We start from the raw sequence: 16,651 nt of genomic DNA, 5'->3' as shown, positions 1-16,651 counted from the left end.
AAGCTACCTGGCTTCTCTTTAGCAAAAGAGGTGTCAGGTAGTTTTTCTGCGGGTACAAAAGTAGAGGAAACTTTGCGGAACAGACCCAATAAAAGGTATAATAAAACTTATGCTTACTATTTAATAAGAGGTGAATTTGATGGAACTTTTTGAAGTGAAATCACAATTAGAAAATACAGCCAAAAAACTGGCGGACTTCAGGGGGTCTCTTTGACCTCGAAAATAAAGAGGCAAGGATAGCTGAACTGGATGAAGTCATGCTGCAGCCTGATTTCTGGAACGACCAGCAGCAGGCTCAGGGAGTCATCAATGAAGCGAACGGGCTGAAAGAACTTGTAAATGAATATAAAGATATGCAGGAAATGCAGGAAAACTTGGAAGTGACGCTTGAGCTTGTCAAAGAAGAAAACGATGCCGAGCTTCAGGAAGAACTTGTGGAAGAGACGAAAGAGTTAAACAAACGTTTGAATGAATACGAACTTCAGCTTCTGCTCAGCGAACCTCATGACAAAAACAATGCCATCCTGGAACTTCATCCTGGAGCAGGCGGAACCGAGTCGCAGGACTGGGGCTCCATGCTGCTGCGTATGTATCAGCGCTGGGCGGAGAAAAAAGGCTTCAAAGTGGAAACAATGGATTACCTTCCGGGAGACGAAGCCGGAATTAAAAGTGTGACCCTTTTGATCAAAGGCCATAATGCCTACGGATATTTAAAAGCTGAAAAAGGGGTTCACCGTCTTGTAAGGATTTCTCCATTCGACTCTTCCGGACGCCGTCATACTTCATTCGTGTCTTGTGAAGTTATGCCGGAATTCAATGAAGAAATTGAAATTGAAATCCGCACAGAGGACATCAAGATTGATACGTACCGTGCGAGCGGTGCAGGAGGTCAGCATATCAATACGACTGACTCTGCCGTTCGTATCACCCACCAGCCGACCGGTGTCGTGGTGACATGTCAATCAGAGCGTTCTCAGATCAAAAACCGTGAACAGGCCATGAAGATGCTGAAAGCCAAGCTTTATCAAAAACGGATTGAAGAGCAGGAACAGGAACTTGCGGAAATCCGCGGCGAACAGAAGGACATCGGCTGGGGAAGCCAGATTCGTTCTTATGTTTTCCACCCGTACTCCATGGTCAAAGATCATCGCACAAATACAGAAATGGGGAACGTGCAGGCTGTCATGGACGGAGATATCGACAGCTTCATCAACGCCTACCTTCGTTCACGCATCAACTAAACCATTGCAACCCAAAACCTTCCTATTATATGGGAAGGTTTTTTGTTGGACTGACTCTTTAACACATCACCGCACGAAAAGGGACAGTCCCTCTTCGTGCGGTAATGCATTAACACGTTAAAGTGGTAATATTTACAGGGTTCATCCCTCATGCTATACTCTCAAAGGCTGAATCAGAAATAGACAAAGACCGACACCTCTTTTTTAACCAGTGGGTGCTTTCATCCTTTAAAGTGCTAAGAGGGACAGTCCCTCTTTACGCTTTAAAGCAGTAAAGCGCGCTTCTGTTGAAAAGCCGGTTGTTGGTCATACTAATACTTACTACCTCAAAGGAGAATGACTGGGATGGGAAAGAAAGATAGAAGACGACGAGGGGAAACTCAAAACCCGGCACTTCACAAAATGATGGAATATGTCTATGTATTGGCAGGATCGGCCGTAGTCGCGATTGCCTTCAATGTATTCTTATTACCAAACGAAGTGGCTTCAGGCGGCGTGAGCGGTATTTCTACTATAACTAAGACTGTTTTCGACTGGAAGCCTGCCTTCGTTCAATGGGCATTTAACATACCACTTTTTATTGCAGGATTGATCTTCCTTGGCTTTCAATTCGGATTCAAGACCGCACTTGGCACAATTTTTCTTCCATTTGTGGTGTATTTGACGGAAGACTGGGAAGCATGGACGCTTGATCCGCTTCTTGGCGCACTCTTCGGCGGCATTGGAGTAGGACTTGGATTAGGCGTTGTGTTTAGAGGAAAGGCATCCACCGGAGGTACGGACCTTGCCGCACAAATCATCAACAAGTATTCAGGATTATCTCTCGGTACCTGCGTTGCAATCATTGATGGAATGATTGTTTTATCCGCAGCTCTCGTATTTGATATCGAAAGAGGATTATATGCCCTTATCGGCTTGTATGTAACAAGTAAAACCATCGATCTCGTTCAAGTCGGCTTCGGACGTTCCAAAATGGCCATGATCATCACGAACCGTCAGGAGGAAATTCGCGAAGGAGTCCTGAATAAAATTGACCGCGGTGTGACAAAACTATCTGCATACGGCGGATATACAGACGATGAACGGCCGATTCTAATGTGTGTGGTCGATCAGCGTGAGTTCACTAGACTGAAACAATTGGTGAAAAGCATTGATCCGTCTGCCTTCGTTGTAACGATGGACGCTTCGGAAGTCCTCGGTGAAGGTTTTAAACGGGTATAATCCTGGTATAATAAGGAATGAGATATTAAATGCATTCTCATTCTGGGAGGACATACAATGAAAAGAAAACTATTGGGAATCTTACTTGGTTCATCGTTAGTGTTAGGGGCCTGCAGCGATGCACCCGATGATTCTAGTGATGCAGACAACCCGCAGGATGCTGCGGAAAGTGCAATGGGAACAGAGATAGAACCTGAAAAAATCGTCAATCAAAAATGTTCCAGCTGTCATGGCGGAGATCTATCCGGCGGCATGGGACCGGCTCTGAAAAATATCGGCTCGCAGCTTAGTGCAGAAGAAATCCTCTCTGTCATTCAAAAAGGGCAAGGTGCGATGCCGAAGAATATTATAAAAGGCGAAGAAGCTGAAGTGGTTGCAGACTGGCTGGCCGAGCAAAAATAAAAAAGGAAAGTCTTCGGGCTTTCTTTTTTTGTTTTTACCCGTTTTATTAGTTCCCCAGTTGTTGACTGCGGCTCATCACAATCATCTTTTCATTGCCATCTAAAAGTGAGGTAAGTTCAAGTATAGGAGGGTCCAGAGGGCGATAGTCTCACCAAATAAAGAAATCGTCCTCTAAAGGAAGCTAGTTACTCAAAGTTAAGACTAGCCTTCTCTTAAAGATGATAAGTCCTCAAAGATAAATTTAACACTCTCTAAGTGGATTATGTTCCACTTTCTATCATTCTATAATATCCTTTTCAAACAAGCTCTTCGCAATAGAAAATGATTTAATCCCAAAAAAGTTAAAAATCGAACACTATTTTTAAAAAAACATGTTTAAAGCAGACTGAGAAGGGTATATGACAATGGCCGCTCTTATAATGTATATCACATCAGAAATGTCTCTCTCCTAAAGGCATTTCGACAATCTCCCTCAAACAATCCATTCCGCGTATACGCCCCTTTATTTCGACACCACCTTCCATTCACCTGCTATTTTCCTATAACAAAATACTGATATTCCCCCATTTTAAACAAATTACTATCTTTCCAATTGAGGAAATATATACTTGTTTTGTTGCATTTTGATATCAAATTGTAATATAAATTATCCTTAACTTCCTGGGTAATGATGTTATAATATTTTTAGAAAGTTGTTAATTCGAGTTTTTTCTACATTATCTTATTTTCATATACTTAAGCCTTGGGAAAAGACATCTTCGATCGAACACTATAAATGTTTAACTTGGGTGGTAAAAAAATGATTAAAATGAAAGACGTATATAAACAGTATCCGAATGGAATTATGGCTGCGAACGGATTCGACGTACATATCAAACAAGGCGAATTCGTTTATGTAGTAGGACCGAGTGGAGCTGGGAAGTCGACCTTCATCAAAATGATGTACAGGGAAGAGAGAGCGACCAGGGGAGAGATTATCGTCAACGGTATAGATTTGGTCAAGCTTAAAAATAAGCGTGTGCCGTACTTAAGAAGAAATATCGGTGTGGTCTTCCAGGATTTTAAGCTTCTTCCGTCGCTGACTGTCTATGAGAATGTGGCCTTTGCACTGGAGGTTATTGAGGAAACTCCTAAGAGTATTCAGAAGCGGGTTATGGATGTACTCGAGCTTGTGAAGCTGAAGCATAAAGCAAGGATGTTCCCGGATGAACTATCAGGCGGGGAACAGCAGAGGGTTTCCTTGGCACGTTCAATTGTCAATAAGCCTCAGGTCATTATTGCTGATGAGCCGACGGGTAACCTTGACCCTGAAACTTCATGGGAAATTATGAATGTATTTGAAGAAATCAATACGCAGGGAACGACCGTGGTAATGGCTACACATAACCGGGAGATTGTGAACACGATAAAACACCGTGTAATCGCCATCGAAAATGGCCGAATCGTCCGGGATGAACAGAGAGGTGACTACGGTTATGAAGCCTAGAACTATGGTAAGGCATCTTCGTGAAAGCTTGAAAAGTTTGGCCAGAAACGGCTGGATGACATTTGCATCCGTCAGTGCTGTAACAGTCACACTTTTGCTTGTCGGTATATTCGTCGTCCTGATGCTCAATATGAATAAAATAGCTTCTGATATTGAAAGAGATGTAGAGGTTCGGGTACTGGTAGAGTTGGGTACCGAAAAGCCTCAAGTGGAAGAATTGCAATCAAAGATTGAACAGATAGATGGAATTTCAAGCATTGAATTTTCTTCTAAAGAAGATGAACTTCGAAATCTCATGGAGGACATGGGAGAAGAAATGGGCTTGTTCGAACAGGATAATCCCCTATACGATGTTTATGTCGTAAAAGCGGAAAATCCGCTGGAAACCAAAAGGATTGCCAATGAAATTAAGAGTTTTGAAAACGTAAATGATGCGCTATATGGGGAAGCGAAGATCGAAAGGTTATTCAGCTTCTTGCAAATGAGTCGCAATGTTGGTTTGGTATTGATAATCGGACTCCTTTTCACGGCTATGTTCTTAATCTCCAATACTATTAAGATTACGATCGTTGCCCGCAGAAAAGAAATTGAGATCATGAAACTTGTCGGTGCTACAAACTGGTTTGTACGCTGGCCGTTCATCTTGGAAGGGTTATGGCTGGGTGTCCTCGGCTCTATCATTCCGATAGCAGTAATTTCAACAGGTTATTACTACGCCTATCAGTTCATTGAACCAAAGTTGCGAAACCATTTCATTCAGATATTGGAATATACCCCGTTCATTTATCAGGTAAACTTACTGATCATCCTAATGGGATGCTTGATCGGAGCATGGGGAAGCTTTATGTCCGTCAGAAAGTTTTTGAGAGTTTAATAGGTTGATAGAAGCCGAAAGGAGCATGTCGCTTGAAAAGGAAATCATTAGTTACTTTATCAATAGCTGCAACACTAACAATCGGAAGTCTTCAAACTACAGGGTTTACAGCCAGTGCCAATTCTTCACTGTCTGATTTAAAACATAAACACGAAGATGTTCAAAGCGAAAAAGAAGAGGTCAATTCAAAGATCGACGAAAAGACAAGTGAAATCAATGCCAACATCTCCCGTCAGGAAAAAATCAAAGCAGAGATTGCTGCTTTAGATACAAAGATCAGGGATACTGAAGATAGAATTAAAGAAAAAACAGCTGAAATCGATAAAACAACTGCAGAAATCGAGAAGCTGAAAGAAGAAATTAAAGTACTGGAAAATAAGATTGCTGAAAGAAATGAACTACTGAAAGAACGTGCCCGTTCCATGCAGGAAAAAGGCGGTTCTGCAAGTTACATGGATGTATTGCTTGGGGCGGAGAGCTTTGGTGACTTCATCAACCGTATCACGGCCGTTAATGCGATTGTAAGTGCGGATAAAAAGATCATTGAGGAGCAAAAAGCAGACCAGGCTCAGCTTGAGAAAACGAAAGCTGAAGTAGAGGACAAGCTTGCACAGCTTGAAGAAGCCAAAGCAAACCTTGTTTCTCTTAAGAAAGACCTTGACAGCCAAAAAGGCCAAAAGAATAAGTTGTTCAAAGAATTGGAAGCAGAACAAGAACAATTGAAAGAAGAGAAGACAGAGCTTGTAGCCCATGCGAATGAGCTTGCAGAGATGGAGAAGCAAATTGGCGGCCAGATCGAGGCAGAACAGGCCCGTCTAGCTGAACTTGCTCGTCAAAAAGAAATTGAGCGTCAGAAAAAGCTTGAAGCCCAGCGTAAAGCTGAAGCTGAACGACTTGCAGCCCAAAGAGCAGCAGAGGAGGCGGCAAGGCAGGCAGCTCAGCAAAGTTCAGGCGGAAGCAGCAGCGGATCTACAGTATCAACACCTGCCCCTGCACCGGCTCCGGTAGTAGAAGAAGGCAGATGGACAAGACCTTCTGCTGGATATATCACAACAGAATTCGGTTATGATGTTCTGAATGGAAAACCTCGTTATCACTATGGTGTGGATATCGCAGCAGGCGGCCATGTGCCGATCGTTGCGGCTGCAGACGGCTATGTCATCAAGAGCCATTACAGTTCAAGCTATGGAAATGTTGTATACATGACTCACTCGATCGATGGCCAGACGTTCACAACGGTTTATGCCCACATGTCAGGTTCGATGGTGAGCAGCGGACAGTTTGTTGAAAAAGGACAGAGAATCGGTACAATGGGTAACACAGGTTATTCCTTCGGTCAGCATCTTCACTTTGAGTTGCACCAGGGATCTTGGAATGCAAGCAAATCCAATGCGGTCAATCCGCGCAGATATATCAATATGTAATGAACACCCAAAACGCTGAAAAGGTTAACCTTTTCAGCGTTTTCTTACATATCCCGTAACAGCCAGAAATTCAAAAATGGCATGATACTGATAATGGTTGCCAGCACTCCCACCATTATTGCACCCAGTTTATTTTGGCCCTTCCAGATCAGCCTTGCATAACGCAAGCAATAGTAAGCTAAATAGAAACATAACATCAGGGTCAGCCAGAACATATGGTCACCACCATTAGTCTAAGATCATTTGTTTATCGCGCGGCCTCAGCAGTTTTCCGAAACCATCTAGTTTTACATGCATATTTACTTTCACTTCAGCGTTGGGATAGGATTTCATCCAATCATATTGCTGGTATTGCTGAAGGCTCAGGAATTTTCTCCTTGCTTTCAGGGACCAATTAAAAGCCTCTGCCTTTAATTCCTCCTGTGTTTTTTTCACCAGTTTGTCTGCCAGTGATTGAAATCTCTCTTCCATATATTGATCAAGCTCTTCTTGTTTTTTTAGATCTTCTACATAATTGATCATGCTTGGTATAGATAGAATCTTTACATCCAGCCACGCATCCACTGTAATAACTGGTTTTGGCTTGCTCACATCTACTTTTACATTTGTTTCAGTATTAGTGGCCTTACCGGTAATCCGGAATTTTTCTTCCAGGGGATCAGGGAAAGTAAAGGCGAGGTCCTTTGGAGTTAAGTGCTCTCTAAGGATAGTCATCATCCTGACTTCCTCTCCTGTCAAAGATCCTTCCATTTTCCCGTTGCGGAAGGCGGCGCTGCCTATGATTTGCACCGGAGTCCCCCCTTTTTTATAAAGTTCTCCAGGCAAGTAGTCATCTTCATTTTCCTTAATATCCAACTCAATTTCTTCAGCTGTCGTATATGTTGCCAGAGCAAGCCCTGAATCTGCTTCTATGTCATGAAGAAAATTCTGTAAGTCCGCCTTTGGGACCAGGGCATTCGTGTCCCACCTTCTGGAGATGAAATCATAGAACTTGTGCGGACTGGCTTCAAATACAGGTTTGTTGTTGCGAAGGTAATCACTGGCCCTCTCTTTGGAAACAAGAAGAATCATATCTCTTCTCGCCTGAGGGTCCCTGCCCAATGTGCCGATACTTTCAAGGAACTTATTTGACTTTGCGAAAGCTTCACTGACCACAAGGGCCTTGGTGTGATAAAAGTTAATGTTTCGTGTTTCCGCCACATTAAGCATATCCCTTGCCACAATGAGGTCAGGCATCCTGATAGTAATGGTCTTGAATTCTTCAGCACCTGGCTGGCTACCCGGATCTCCGGCTTGGGGGTCGGCCAACTGATAGGTGATGTCCAATCCTGTCGCCCCTTCTTCAGGGAGGTCGAGTCCGATGACAAGCACGAACCCTTCTTCTTCCACTTCAATTTTATCCGCACAGCCAGTCAGTATGGCCATGCACACCCCTAAAACAAGTAGATATCTCATTTCTTAAGTTCACCTCGCAGCTTAGCAACAAGTAAGAGAGTGATCGGGATAATAAAAAGCAGTACTGATGTAGTCAATAAGATAATGTTACTTCTAAGCAGCAATACGTTTTGTACCACATTTTCCGGAAGCAGTCCCAACATGATGGTAAGTCCCGCAAAAGGTAAGATGAGCGGCTCAAATTCCTTGATTTTAGCCGTATAAGCGAAAAAAGCGGTTGATATATAAAGATAGACAGCGAATCGGATTAGACTGGCCACACTCCAGAAAGCAAAGAATAATGCCTCTATATGTGAGACATATCTTCCAAAAGTAACCATCCTGGATATTTCATGAAACGGATAGGCGATAAATTCAATGGAAGGATAGTCAAAGTACATGATAAAGATGACCAAGAAAAACATTAACTCGAAAATTGAAACACCCAGGCCAAGCAGTGTTGCTTTTTTAAATGATTTGTAGTCCTTAAAAAAAGGAAAGAGAATCGAAAAAAACAGCAGGTCACTTGTGATAGAGGCATAGCTGGTTCCCTGAATGGCCACTTCCTTCAGTCCGTATCCTGTCAGCGGAAATAAATATCCAAAGTAAAGTTCACTCCATAAAAGCACTACTATAAAAAACAGCGATACTTTTATATAAGGGAATGTAATCCAGGCTGTTCTCCCAATAGCGAGAAGACCGCGATTAGCCAGGAAGTAGCTGGATCCCACCAGGACTAGAAAAAGTTGGGTAGAACTTGTTGATGGGAAATACATTGTATTAATAATATCCACATAGCTTCTGCTGTCTACAATCGTTGCAGAATAAGCTATCAGAAACAGGATCATTCCGATGAGGAACCCGAAGTATTTCCCTGTGACTTTATACGTGATATCAATGATATTCCGGTCGCCATAGTGCTTTAGCAGAATCAGGATGCAACTAAGCGGAATCAACATGATCAGCCCGGACACGAGCGGAATCATCCATGCCGCTTGCGCCGTCTGTTTATACAGCAGGGTTGCAGTCATATCCGTAAATTTGATGCCAAGGGTAATGGTGATGAGTGCAAACAGTTCACGGGCACCAAGCTTTCTGTCCTGAGGAGAAATCATTCGTTGCTGTCTCCTTTCGGCTTCTTCATTTTCTCTGCCTCAGTCGGAAAGACATTCAGGGGCCGCAGCCATTGTTTCCAGATTGGCGGACGGACAACAAAATCCTTCGAGGAAGGATAATGCGGTGCCATTGGTGAAAGGAATGGTACATCAAACGAAGTCAGGGTAGAGAGGTATCCAATGCATAAGGTGATACAGATACCTATACCCAAGAACCCCCATATGCTCCCGAACAGCAGAAAGATATAAGTGGACAGGCGGATCATATAACTGAAAGACAGATTGGGAATCGCGAATGAAGCCAATCCTGTAACAGCAATGACAATGACTAAGATAGGGCTGATGATATTTGCTTCAACCGCTGCCTGGCCTAAAATCAAAGCTCCGACAATCCCGATGGTAGGACCAATCGGACTCGGCACCCTTACGCCGCCTTCCCTGATCAGCTCAAAAGCTAAAAGAAGCATGATAACCTCGAAAATTGCTGGAAAGGGTACTTCTTCACGCGTGGAGGAGATGGCCAGCACCAAGTCGGTTGGGAGCATTTCAATATGGTAATTCGTGACCGCTATATAGATGGCCGGTGTCATAATGGTGATAAATATGGCCATCAATCGTAGGATCCTTGTGAAATTTCCATAAGGCCATCTTGCATAATAATCTTCTGATGTATGAAAAAAAGACCAAAACGTCACTGGCAGAATGAGGCTGCTCGGTGAGCTGTCCATCAATAGGACGACATGGCCTTCATTGATAAAGCTGACGGCTCTGTCCGGTCTTTCAGTATATAAGACAGTAGGTACCAGTGAATAAGGGCGTTCCTCTATATGCTGTTCAAGAAGACCAAGATTTTGAACTTCATCGGAATGGATCTGATTTAAGCGCTTTTTTATTTTTTCTACCAGATTTGGATTGGCGACATCATGCAAATATAAGAGTGCTACCTGGCTCAAGCCCTTTTCGCCGACGGTTACATATTCGGTCATAAGTTCAGCAGACCGCAATTGTTTTCGAATCAGGGAGATGTTGACGGAAATGGACTCAATGAAGGCTTCTTTCGGCCCTTTTAAGACCGCTTCATCTTCGGGCTTTTCCACTCCCCTTTTTTCAAACCCTCCTGTGCCAAACAGGTAAGCGTGATCCTCCCCTTCCACTAAAAGGGCGGAGTTTCCCATTAAAATATTGGATATGATGTTTTCATAATTGCATTCCTCTTTAATATCCTGTAACGGGATGCAATTGGAAAAAAAATCGAGGTTAAGCTGTTCCTCGGTATTTTGGTTAGGAAAAGGAGATATAAGGTTAGGGATCAGTTCTTTTTCAATGACCTGGCGCTGGCTCATTCCATTAAGAAAGAAGAGAACAGCCTTCCGGTTGAAAGCAGAAATGGTGAAAGGTCGAACCGCCAGATCCTGATTGACAGGATGGTTGAATGTCTCCCTCAATTTAGCCGCATTTTCTTTAAGAGAGTTGGACAGTCCTGAACAATCCTGCTTTCCCTTAGCATGGTCTTTTTGCCGATTATTTTTTAGCAATTCCACCACCTCCTTTACTGATTAGAATGTACAAGAATTACTTAGTTATGTAATTATTGGTTCCTGGTTGAAAGGTTGAAGAACAGTTATGTGTTGATTGCTGGTATGATATAAAATAGAAGATAAAACATTTAGTCAGGCAGGTGTAAGTTTGGAGTGGTATAGCATAGGAGCATTCAGTTTCCCCTCAACATGGGGTGCCTTGGTCGCAGCATTTTTCATTACAGGACTTTTTTTGAGGCTTTATTATGGGAAAGATCATTATGATTGGTTTGGAAATTCGGTCTTTTGGTTTATTCTGACCTGGAAGTTCAGCGTGATTTTGTTTGATTTTACGAGTGTCATCAATCAGCCGCTTTCAATACTGTATTTTAATGGAGGCATGAAGGGCTTTTGGCTTGGTATCGCAGTAGCCTTGATTTACATATACATCAAAGGAGAGAAGGAGCACCTCTTCAGTGCATGGGTTTTGGTTGTTCTCGTATATGAAGGGGCAGCGGAATTCCTTGCAGACAGTGCGTCGATTTTGAGTGCGGTCAATATTTTGGCTGGATTCATCCTTTTTTATCTTCTTTTGACAAAAGAGAAAAGGGAATTGTGGCTGGGGTTATTCATTGCATTGCAGATGCTTGTTAATTATGTGCAAGGTACATTGGTGTCTACGGAAAGTATGGCTTTTTTGATTGTGACGGCGGCAGTGCTGGCGATTTACAGATTAAGGAGGAATTCTCATGAATAAAAGAATACTGGGGATAGGGCTGGTATTGGTGCTTGTGGGCTTGTTTGTCGGCAATATCTTTATGAAGCAGGCGTCTAAAAAGGAAATGGAAAAGCAGGTGGCAGATCAATTGGAGGAGTCGGGGCTGGAGGTCGATTTCGGAAGTGATGGCCCCGGAGAAGGCGATGCCGCCCCGGATTTCACTTTAATGACATTGGAGGGAAAGGAAGTATCACTGTCTGACTATAAAGGAAAGAAAGTGATACTAAATTTCTGGGCAACCTGGTGTCCGCCGTGCAAAGCGGAGATGCCGCATATGCAGGAATATTATGAGGAGTATCATAAAAAAGCGAACGTTGAAATGCTGGCAGTCAATCTGACAACCATCGATGAAGGAAAGACCGCGATCAAAGAATTTGTGGAAGAATACGGACTGACATTTCCGATACTGCTGGATGAAGAAGGGACACAGGGGACCATCTATAAGGCTCAGACCATCCCTACCTCCTACATGATCGACACAAACGGAATCATCCAGCACAAAATCCTCGGCCCCATGAACAAAGAGATGATGATTCAATTGGTGAAATCCATGGATTAAAGGAGCGCTTTAATCCTTTAACGTGTAAAGAGGGACAGTCCCTTTTGCTGCTTTAAAGCGCCAAAAGGGACTGTCCCTCTTCGTGCGGTGATGCGTTAATACAGTAAAGAATGACAGGTGGAAATTACTGTCGTATAATGAGGAAAAGTGTTCTTACGAAAAGGGGATCTTCAGATGAAGTTTGACACAAAGGTCGTTCACAGCACATTACATAACCGCAGCATTAAAAGCAAGTCTACACCAATCTATCAGACCTCTGCATTTTCATTTACTTCCTTGGAGGAACTTGAAGGGTTCTATGAAGGGAAATCACCTTATCTTTACACAAGGTCCGGAAACCCGAATACCGATGAGCTGGGCGATATGGTGGCTGTCCTGGAAGGGGCTCCCTCTGGAGTAGCGGCCTCATCAGGTTTGGGCGCGATTCTTGCCGGAATTTTGGCTGTGGCTGAAAGCGAGGACCATATCATTGCCGCGGAAGATATTTACGGAGGGACTTACCAGCTTTTAAACGGAGAATTGAAGTCATTCGGAATCACCGTTTCTTTTGTCGATTTCAGCCACCCTCAGGAGATCGAAAACAATATTACTCCAAATACAAAGCTGCTTTATAGTGAAAGCATTACAAATCCCTTTTTAAGAGTGGAAAATATACAAGGGATGGTGTCAATAGCGAAAAAACACCACCTTTACACCATGATCGATAATACGTTTGCAACGCCATACCTGATGAATCCTTATAGGGACGGAGTGGACATTGTCGCTCACAGTGCAACAAAATATATCGGCGGGCACAGTGATGTGACAGCGGGCGTGACCGTTGGATCCGATGAACTGATCACAAATGCGAAAAACAAAGTCATCAACCTGGGGATCAATCTCAGCCCTCATGAAGCATGGCTGACGGTCAGGGGCTGCAAAACCCTATCGCTCCGCATGAAGCAGCAATGCGAGAATGCGAAGAAACTCGCACAAGCCCTAACAGGATATCAAGGGATAAAAACAGTCTATTACCCAATAAATGCCACGGAAAAAGGCAGCGGTGCCATCGTGACCATTGAACTTGCAGCACAGAATGATATCCACAAGTTTTTCACAGGCTTGGGCTGGGTGAAAATTGTCCCGACACTTGCCGGTGTGGAAACGACGGTATCTTATCCGCAGGGCACCTCTCACCGGGCCCTGTCACCGGAAGCCCGGGAGAAAATCGGGGTGAACTCACAAGTAGTCAGGATCTCTGTCGGAATAGAAGATGCAGAAGACATCATTGAGGCGTTCAAGGCCGCTGTGGATTCTTCAAAATAGCAGTCTAAGCCGCCCTGAAATGGAGCGAAGGGAAAGTGTAGGTGGCATCAACCTTTAATAATAAGGCTTCTAGTTGAAGGTGTTATTATTTATTTCTTAAAGATGATAAATTTTTATAGCTTTCATTTCATGTTCGATTGGAGCGGAAGGCGTGTGACCTCCTGCGGGACTAGCGGGACAGGTGAGACCCCCAATCCAGTTGCAGCGCCCAGCCCCTCGGGGTCAAATAACCCTCAGCGAATAAAAGGCAAGAGCCCCTTTTCTTCGCTGAGGAACATTTGCCTGTCGGGGCTGAACAGGGCGCTTCCACTTTTTCCACAGGCAAAGCCGAGGAGGCCAATCTAGCTCCAGCGGCCAGCGACTAGCAGATTTCGGTCTCTCTCCTTGCGATAAGTCATCATCGAATCACTATCGCTCTTCGTGATTCCTTTATCTCATGCGAGAGCCCTAAAATCTGTACGTCGCTGAACGGCCGCTTCCGCTTTCTAAATTCACCGCCCGCCCCGCGGAGTCGCACGCCTGTAGCGGAAATCAAAAATGAAAATATGATTGAGAAAACAAGATTGCTCAGGCGAAATAAATAAAAATTCAGAATAGTCATTGACCTGACAAAAATAGTCAGTTATAATCCAACTCATACGACATATACATTTTCATAAGCAAATCGATATCTCTTATCGAGAGCGGCGGAGGGAATAGGCCCGATGAAGCCCGGCAACCTACAGGCAGTTTCTGCTTGGAAAGGTGCTACATCCTACAGGCTCACAGAGTCTGGAAGATAAGAGGAGGAGCATTGACCTTTCAAGCCCTCTTCTTAGCGGAGAGGGCTTTTTTATATGGAAATTTCCTCTTCGCTTCCAGCCCAATTTTTATAAAAATTTGAGGAGGAATTATTTATGACCAATCATCAATTCGACCCGGAGACATTATTACTGCATGGAGGCCAGGAGCCGGACCCCGTTACGGGATCACGAGCGGTCCCTGTTTATCAAACGACATCCTACGTGTTTAAAGACACGGAGCACGCCCAAAATCTATTTTCCTTGAGTGAGCAGGGAAATATTTATACAAGAATCGGAAACCCGACGGTCGATGTGTTTGAAAAAAGGATTGCGCTGTTGGAAAAAGGGGTGGCGGCAGTGGCCGTTTCTTCCGGGATGGCGGCGATTTCCCTGGCGATTTTAAATATAGCAAGTGCAGGCGATGAGATTGTTGCTTCCTCCAAGCTATACGGAGGCACATATAATTTATTTGCGGTCACGCTGCCTCGCTACGGAATCAAGGTGAAATTCGTGGACAGCACGAATCCGGAAAATATTCGCGAGGCAATAACAGAAAAAACAAAGGCTGTTTTTGCAGAGACTATCGGAAACCCGGGGTTGAATGTGCTGGATATTGAGAAAGTGGCAGATATTGCCCACTCCAATGGTATACCGCTGATTATCGATAATACCTTCCCGTCACCGTATGGCTGCCAGCCGCTTCAATACGGAGCCGATGTCGTCATTCATTCGGCAACGAAATGGATTGGCGGCCACGGGACTGCAATCGGCGGAGTCATTGTCGACGGAGGCCGATTTGATTGGAACAGCCCTAAATTTAAAGATTTTACAGAGCCGGACCCAAGTTACAACGGCTTGCGGTATGTCGATGTTGGCGAAGCGGCTTTTGCCGTCAAATTACGGGTTCAGCTCCTGCGTGATCTTGGTGCCTGCTTAAGTCCGCATAATGCATTCCTGCTTTTACAGGGTCTTGAAACGCTGCATCTAAGAGTTCCAAAGCATAACAGCAATGCGTTGGAAATCGCCCGTTACCTGGAAAAGCATCCGTCTGTTGAATGGGTGAGCTATCCGGGACTCGCAGATCATCCATCCAATGCCCTGGCGGAAAAATACCTCTCTAATGGGCACGGTTCCATCGTTGTTTTCGGTATCAAAGGCGGAAGAGAAGCGGGCCGAAAACTGATCGATAATATCACTTTATGGTCCCATGTCGCCAATGTCGGCGATGCGAAGTCACTGATCATTCATCCTGCTTCTACAACGCATCAGCAGTTGAGTGCTGAGGACCTGAAAACAACGGGCGTCACGGAAGAACTCATCAGGCTTTCCGTTGGCTTGGAATCGGTCAAAGACCTGCAGGGAGACTTGGAGCAGGCCATCACAAAAGCGACGGCCGCCGCTGCCTCAGTTTAAAAAGATGAGTGAGTTCATCTATCAAACAGGCACCGTTCCGATAGGAGACCAGCTATTGGAAAGCGGGAAATTCCTGAGGAAAGCTGAACTGCGTTATGAAATCACCGGCAGGAAAACAGGGCTTGTCATTCTGGTCTGTCATGCTTTGACAGGGAGCCATCTCAGTGTCGGGACAGAGGAGCAGTCTGGATGGTGGAGGGGATTGATTGTCCCCTCCGGTTACGTCGATACAGACAAATTTCTAGTGATAACGTTCAATGTTTTAGGAGGCTGTGATGGGTCAACGGGCCCGGCTTCCGTCAACCCTGAAACCGGGAAACCCTATCATATGGCTTTTCCAGAATTGACTGTAAGGGATATTGTCAAAGCTCAGTATAAGGCCCTGGAGGAGCTTGGGGTATCTTCGCTGGAGGCGGTCATCGGCGGTTCGCTTGGAGGGATGCAGGCTCTGGAATGGGGACTGCTTTATCCATTGTTCGTCAAAAAAGTGTTCCTTCTGGCAAGCACACCTTTCTTTTCAGACTTTGGAATCGCCTTTAATGCTATTGGAAAAACCGCGATTATTTCCGACCCGAACTGGCGGGAGGGCAACTACGAGCGCCCTGCCGATGTTCTAGGTCTGAGAGTAGCGAGGATGGCCGGCATGGTGACGTACCGCTCACCGGAACTTTTTCAAAAAAGATTCAACCGCAGCAAAGCTTCCGAAGACCTTTATCAGGTAGAATCATACCTCGCTTACCAGGGGGAAAAGCTTGCCAACCGGTTCGACCCTAACAGTTATTTGTACTTGATGGCAGCAATGAACAGCCATGATATCGGCAGGGGCCGAGGCGGCTGGAAAGAAGCGGCGACACAGTTTCAGCCGCAGTTGGTTGCCTTGGGGTTCACCAACGATTTGATCTATCCTTCCCTTTTGATCAAGGAGTTTGCTGAACGGGTCCCCTATTCCCGCTTTTATGAAATAGAGACCCTTTTTGGTCATGATGGATTTTTAACAGAATTTGACAAGTGGGGAAACCTTATCAGCGAGCATCTGGAAAAATAGAAACGGAGAATCATAACTTGTCCCCCTCCGGCATATAGTTTCAATAGCAAAGACA

The 16,651-nt window shown here is 44.5% G+C and carries 14 protein-coding genes and 1 riboswitch; of the genes, 11 read left to right on the top strand and 3 right to left on the bottom strand.

Features of this window, described 5'->3' with window-relative positions; translation table 11 throughout:
* Window positions 1-139 precede the first annotated feature (139 nt).
* The 6 genes from prfB to V1502_RS18110 all read left to right on the top strand — a co-directional run bounded on the left by prfB (window position 140) and on the right by V1502_RS18110 (window position 6,648).
* Window positions 140-1,241 (top strand): peptide chain release factor 2 gene (gene prfB / locus V1502_RS18135; RefSeq protein WP_409251996.1). Its coding sequence is split into 2 segments (ribosomal slippage): window positions 140-211 and window positions 213-1,241, totalling 1,101 coding nucleotides; the frame shifts between segments, so codons are not numbered across the junction.
* A gap of 345 nt (window positions 1,242-1,586) precedes the next feature.
* A complete protein-coding gene (locus V1502_RS18130; RefSeq protein WP_409251995.1) occupies window positions 1,587-2,462 on the top strand; it encodes a YitT family protein in 876 nt (291 codons plus the stop codon).
* Between the two features lie 57 nt (window positions 2,463-2,519).
* A complete protein-coding gene (gene cccB / locus V1502_RS18125) occupies window positions 2,520-2,864 on the top strand; it encodes a cytochrome c551 (protein WP_409251994.1) in 345 nt (114 codons plus the stop codon).
* A 799-nt stretch (window positions 2,865-3,663) separates the two neighbouring features.
* Window positions 3,664-4,350, top strand: coding sequence for a cell division ATP-binding protein FtsE (ftsE, locus tag V1502_RS18120; RefSeq protein WP_409251993.1), 687 nt, complete (start codon window positions 3,664-3,666; stop codon window positions 4,348-4,350).
* A complete protein-coding gene (gene ftsX / locus V1502_RS18115; RefSeq protein WP_409251992.1) occupies window positions 4,340-5,224 on the top strand; it encodes a permease-like cell division protein FtsX in 885 nt (294 codons plus the stop codon). The genes ftsE and ftsX overlap by 11 nt, the downstream gene beginning before the upstream one ends.
* Window positions 5,225-5,256: 32 nt before the next feature.
* Complete coding sequence (locus tag V1502_RS18110) at window positions 5,257-6,648, top strand: murein hydrolase activator EnvC family protein (RefSeq protein ID WP_409251991.1); 1,392 nt, start codon at window positions 5,257-5,259, stop codon at window positions 6,646-6,648.
* Window positions 6,649-6,876: 228 nt separating this feature from the next.
* Here the strand turns inward: V1502_RS18110 and V1502_RS18105 are convergent, their stop codons facing one another.
* The 3 genes from V1502_RS18105 to V1502_RS18095 are packed head-to-tail and all read right to left on the bottom strand — an operon-like array spanning window position 6,877 to window position 10,738.
* On the bottom strand, window positions 6,877-8,103 hold the full coding sequence (locus tag V1502_RS18105) for a Ger(x)C family spore germination protein (protein WP_409251990.1): 1,227 nt from the start codon (window positions 8,101-8,103) through the stop codon (window positions 6,877-6,879).
* Window positions 8,100-9,197 (bottom strand): GerAB/ArcD/ProY family transporter, encoded by a 1,098-nt coding sequence (locus tag V1502_RS18100; protein ID WP_409251989.1) that lies wholly within the window; start codon window positions 9,195-9,197, stop codon window positions 8,100-8,102. The genes V1502_RS18105 and V1502_RS18100 overlap by 4 nt, the downstream gene beginning before the upstream one ends.
* A complete protein-coding gene (locus V1502_RS18095; RefSeq protein WP_409251988.1) occupies window positions 9,194-10,738 on the bottom strand; it encodes a spore germination protein in 1,545 nt (514 codons plus the stop codon). Before V1502_RS18095 ends, V1502_RS18100 begins: the two co-directional genes overlap by 4 nt.
* 145 nt (window positions 10,739-10,883) lie before the next feature.
* Between V1502_RS18095 and V1502_RS18090 the strand changes: the two genes are divergently transcribed.
* The 5 genes from V1502_RS18090 to metX all read left to right on the top strand — a co-directional run bounded on the left by V1502_RS18090 (window position 10,884) and on the right by metX (window position 16,596).
* Window positions 10,884-11,471: a hypothetical protein gene (locus V1502_RS18090; RefSeq protein ID WP_409251987.1), complete on the top strand. Its 588-nt coding sequence runs from the start codon at window positions 10,884-10,886 to the stop codon at window positions 11,469-11,471.
* The gene (locus V1502_RS18085; RefSeq protein WP_409251986.1) at window positions 11,464-12,051 is read left to right on the top strand and encodes a peroxiredoxin family protein; all 588 of its coding nucleotides are present in this window, start codon (window positions 11,464-11,466) and stop codon (window positions 12,049-12,051) included. The genes V1502_RS18090 and V1502_RS18085 overlap by 8 nt, the downstream gene beginning before the upstream one ends.
* Before the next feature lie 174 nt (window positions 12,052-12,225).
* Entirely contained in the window at window positions 12,226-13,356 is a 1,131-nt protein-coding gene (locus V1502_RS18080) for a trans-sulfuration enzyme family protein (RefSeq protein WP_409251985.1), read from the top strand.
* Between the two features lie 671 nt (window positions 13,357-14,027).
* A riboswitch (SAM riboswitch) is annotated at window positions 14,028-14,141 on the top strand.
* 111 nt (window positions 14,142-14,252) lie between these two features.
* On the top strand, window positions 14,253-15,551 hold the full coding sequence (locus V1502_RS18075; protein WP_409251984.1) for an O-acetylhomoserine aminocarboxypropyltransferase/cysteine synthase family protein: 1,299 nt from the start codon (window positions 14,253-14,255) through the stop codon (window positions 15,549-15,551).
* Between the two features lie 4 nt (window positions 15,552-15,555).
* Entirely contained in the window at window positions 15,556-16,596 is a 1,041-nt protein-coding gene (gene metX / locus V1502_RS18070; protein ID WP_409251983.1) for a homoserine O-acetyltransferase MetX, read from the top strand.
* Window positions 16,597-16,651 lie beyond the last annotated feature (55 nt).

This window comes from Rossellomorea sedimentorum, from assembly GCF_046237645.1.
Lineage (GTDB): Bacteria > Bacillota > Bacilli > Bacillales > Bacillaceae_B > Rossellomorea > Rossellomorea sedimentorum.
The sequence above is the reverse complement of the archived record's forward strand: the minus strand, read 5'-3'. Positions and strand labels throughout refer to the sequence as shown.

What these genes read in the sequence shown, in the direction of transcription:
- V1502_RS18130 (WP_409251995.1), top strand. Translation starts at nt 1,587, where the DNA reads ATGGGAAAGAAAGATAGAAGACGACGAGGGGAAACTCAAAACCCGGCA.
- cccB (WP_409251994.1), top strand. Translation starts at nt 2,520, where the DNA reads ATGAAAAGAAAACTATTGGGAATCTTACTTGGTTCATCGTTAGTGTTA.
- ftsE (WP_409251993.1), top strand. Translation starts at nt 3,664, where the DNA reads ATGATTAAAATGAAAGACGTATATAAACAGTATCCGAATGGAATTATG.
- ftsX (WP_409251992.1), top strand. Translation starts at nt 4,340, where the DNA reads ATGAAGCCTAGAACTATGGTAAGGCATCTTCGTGAAAGCTTGAAAAGT.
- V1502_RS18105 (WP_409251990.1), bottom strand. Translation starts at nt 8,103, where the DNA reads ATGAGATATCTACTTGTTTTAGGGGTGTGCATGGCCATACTGACTGGC.
- V1502_RS18100 (WP_409251989.1), bottom strand. Translation starts at nt 9,197, where the DNA reads ATGATTTCTCCTCAGGACAGAAAGCTTGGTGCCCGTGAACTGTTTGCA.
- V1502_RS18085 (WP_409251986.1), top strand. Translation starts at nt 11,464, where the DNA reads ATGAATAAAAGAATACTGGGGATAGGGCTGGTATTGGTGCTTGTGGGC.
- V1502_RS18080 (WP_409251985.1), top strand. Translation starts at nt 12,226, where the DNA reads ATGAAGTTTGACACAAAGGTCGTTCACAGCACATTACATAACCGCAGC.
- V1502_RS18075 (WP_409251984.1), top strand. Translation starts at nt 14,253, where the DNA reads ATGACCAATCATCAATTCGACCCGGAGACATTATTACTGCATGGAGGC.
- metX (WP_409251983.1), top strand. Translation starts at nt 15,556, where the DNA reads ATGAGTGAGTTCATCTATCAAACAGGCACCGTTCCGATAGGAGACCAG.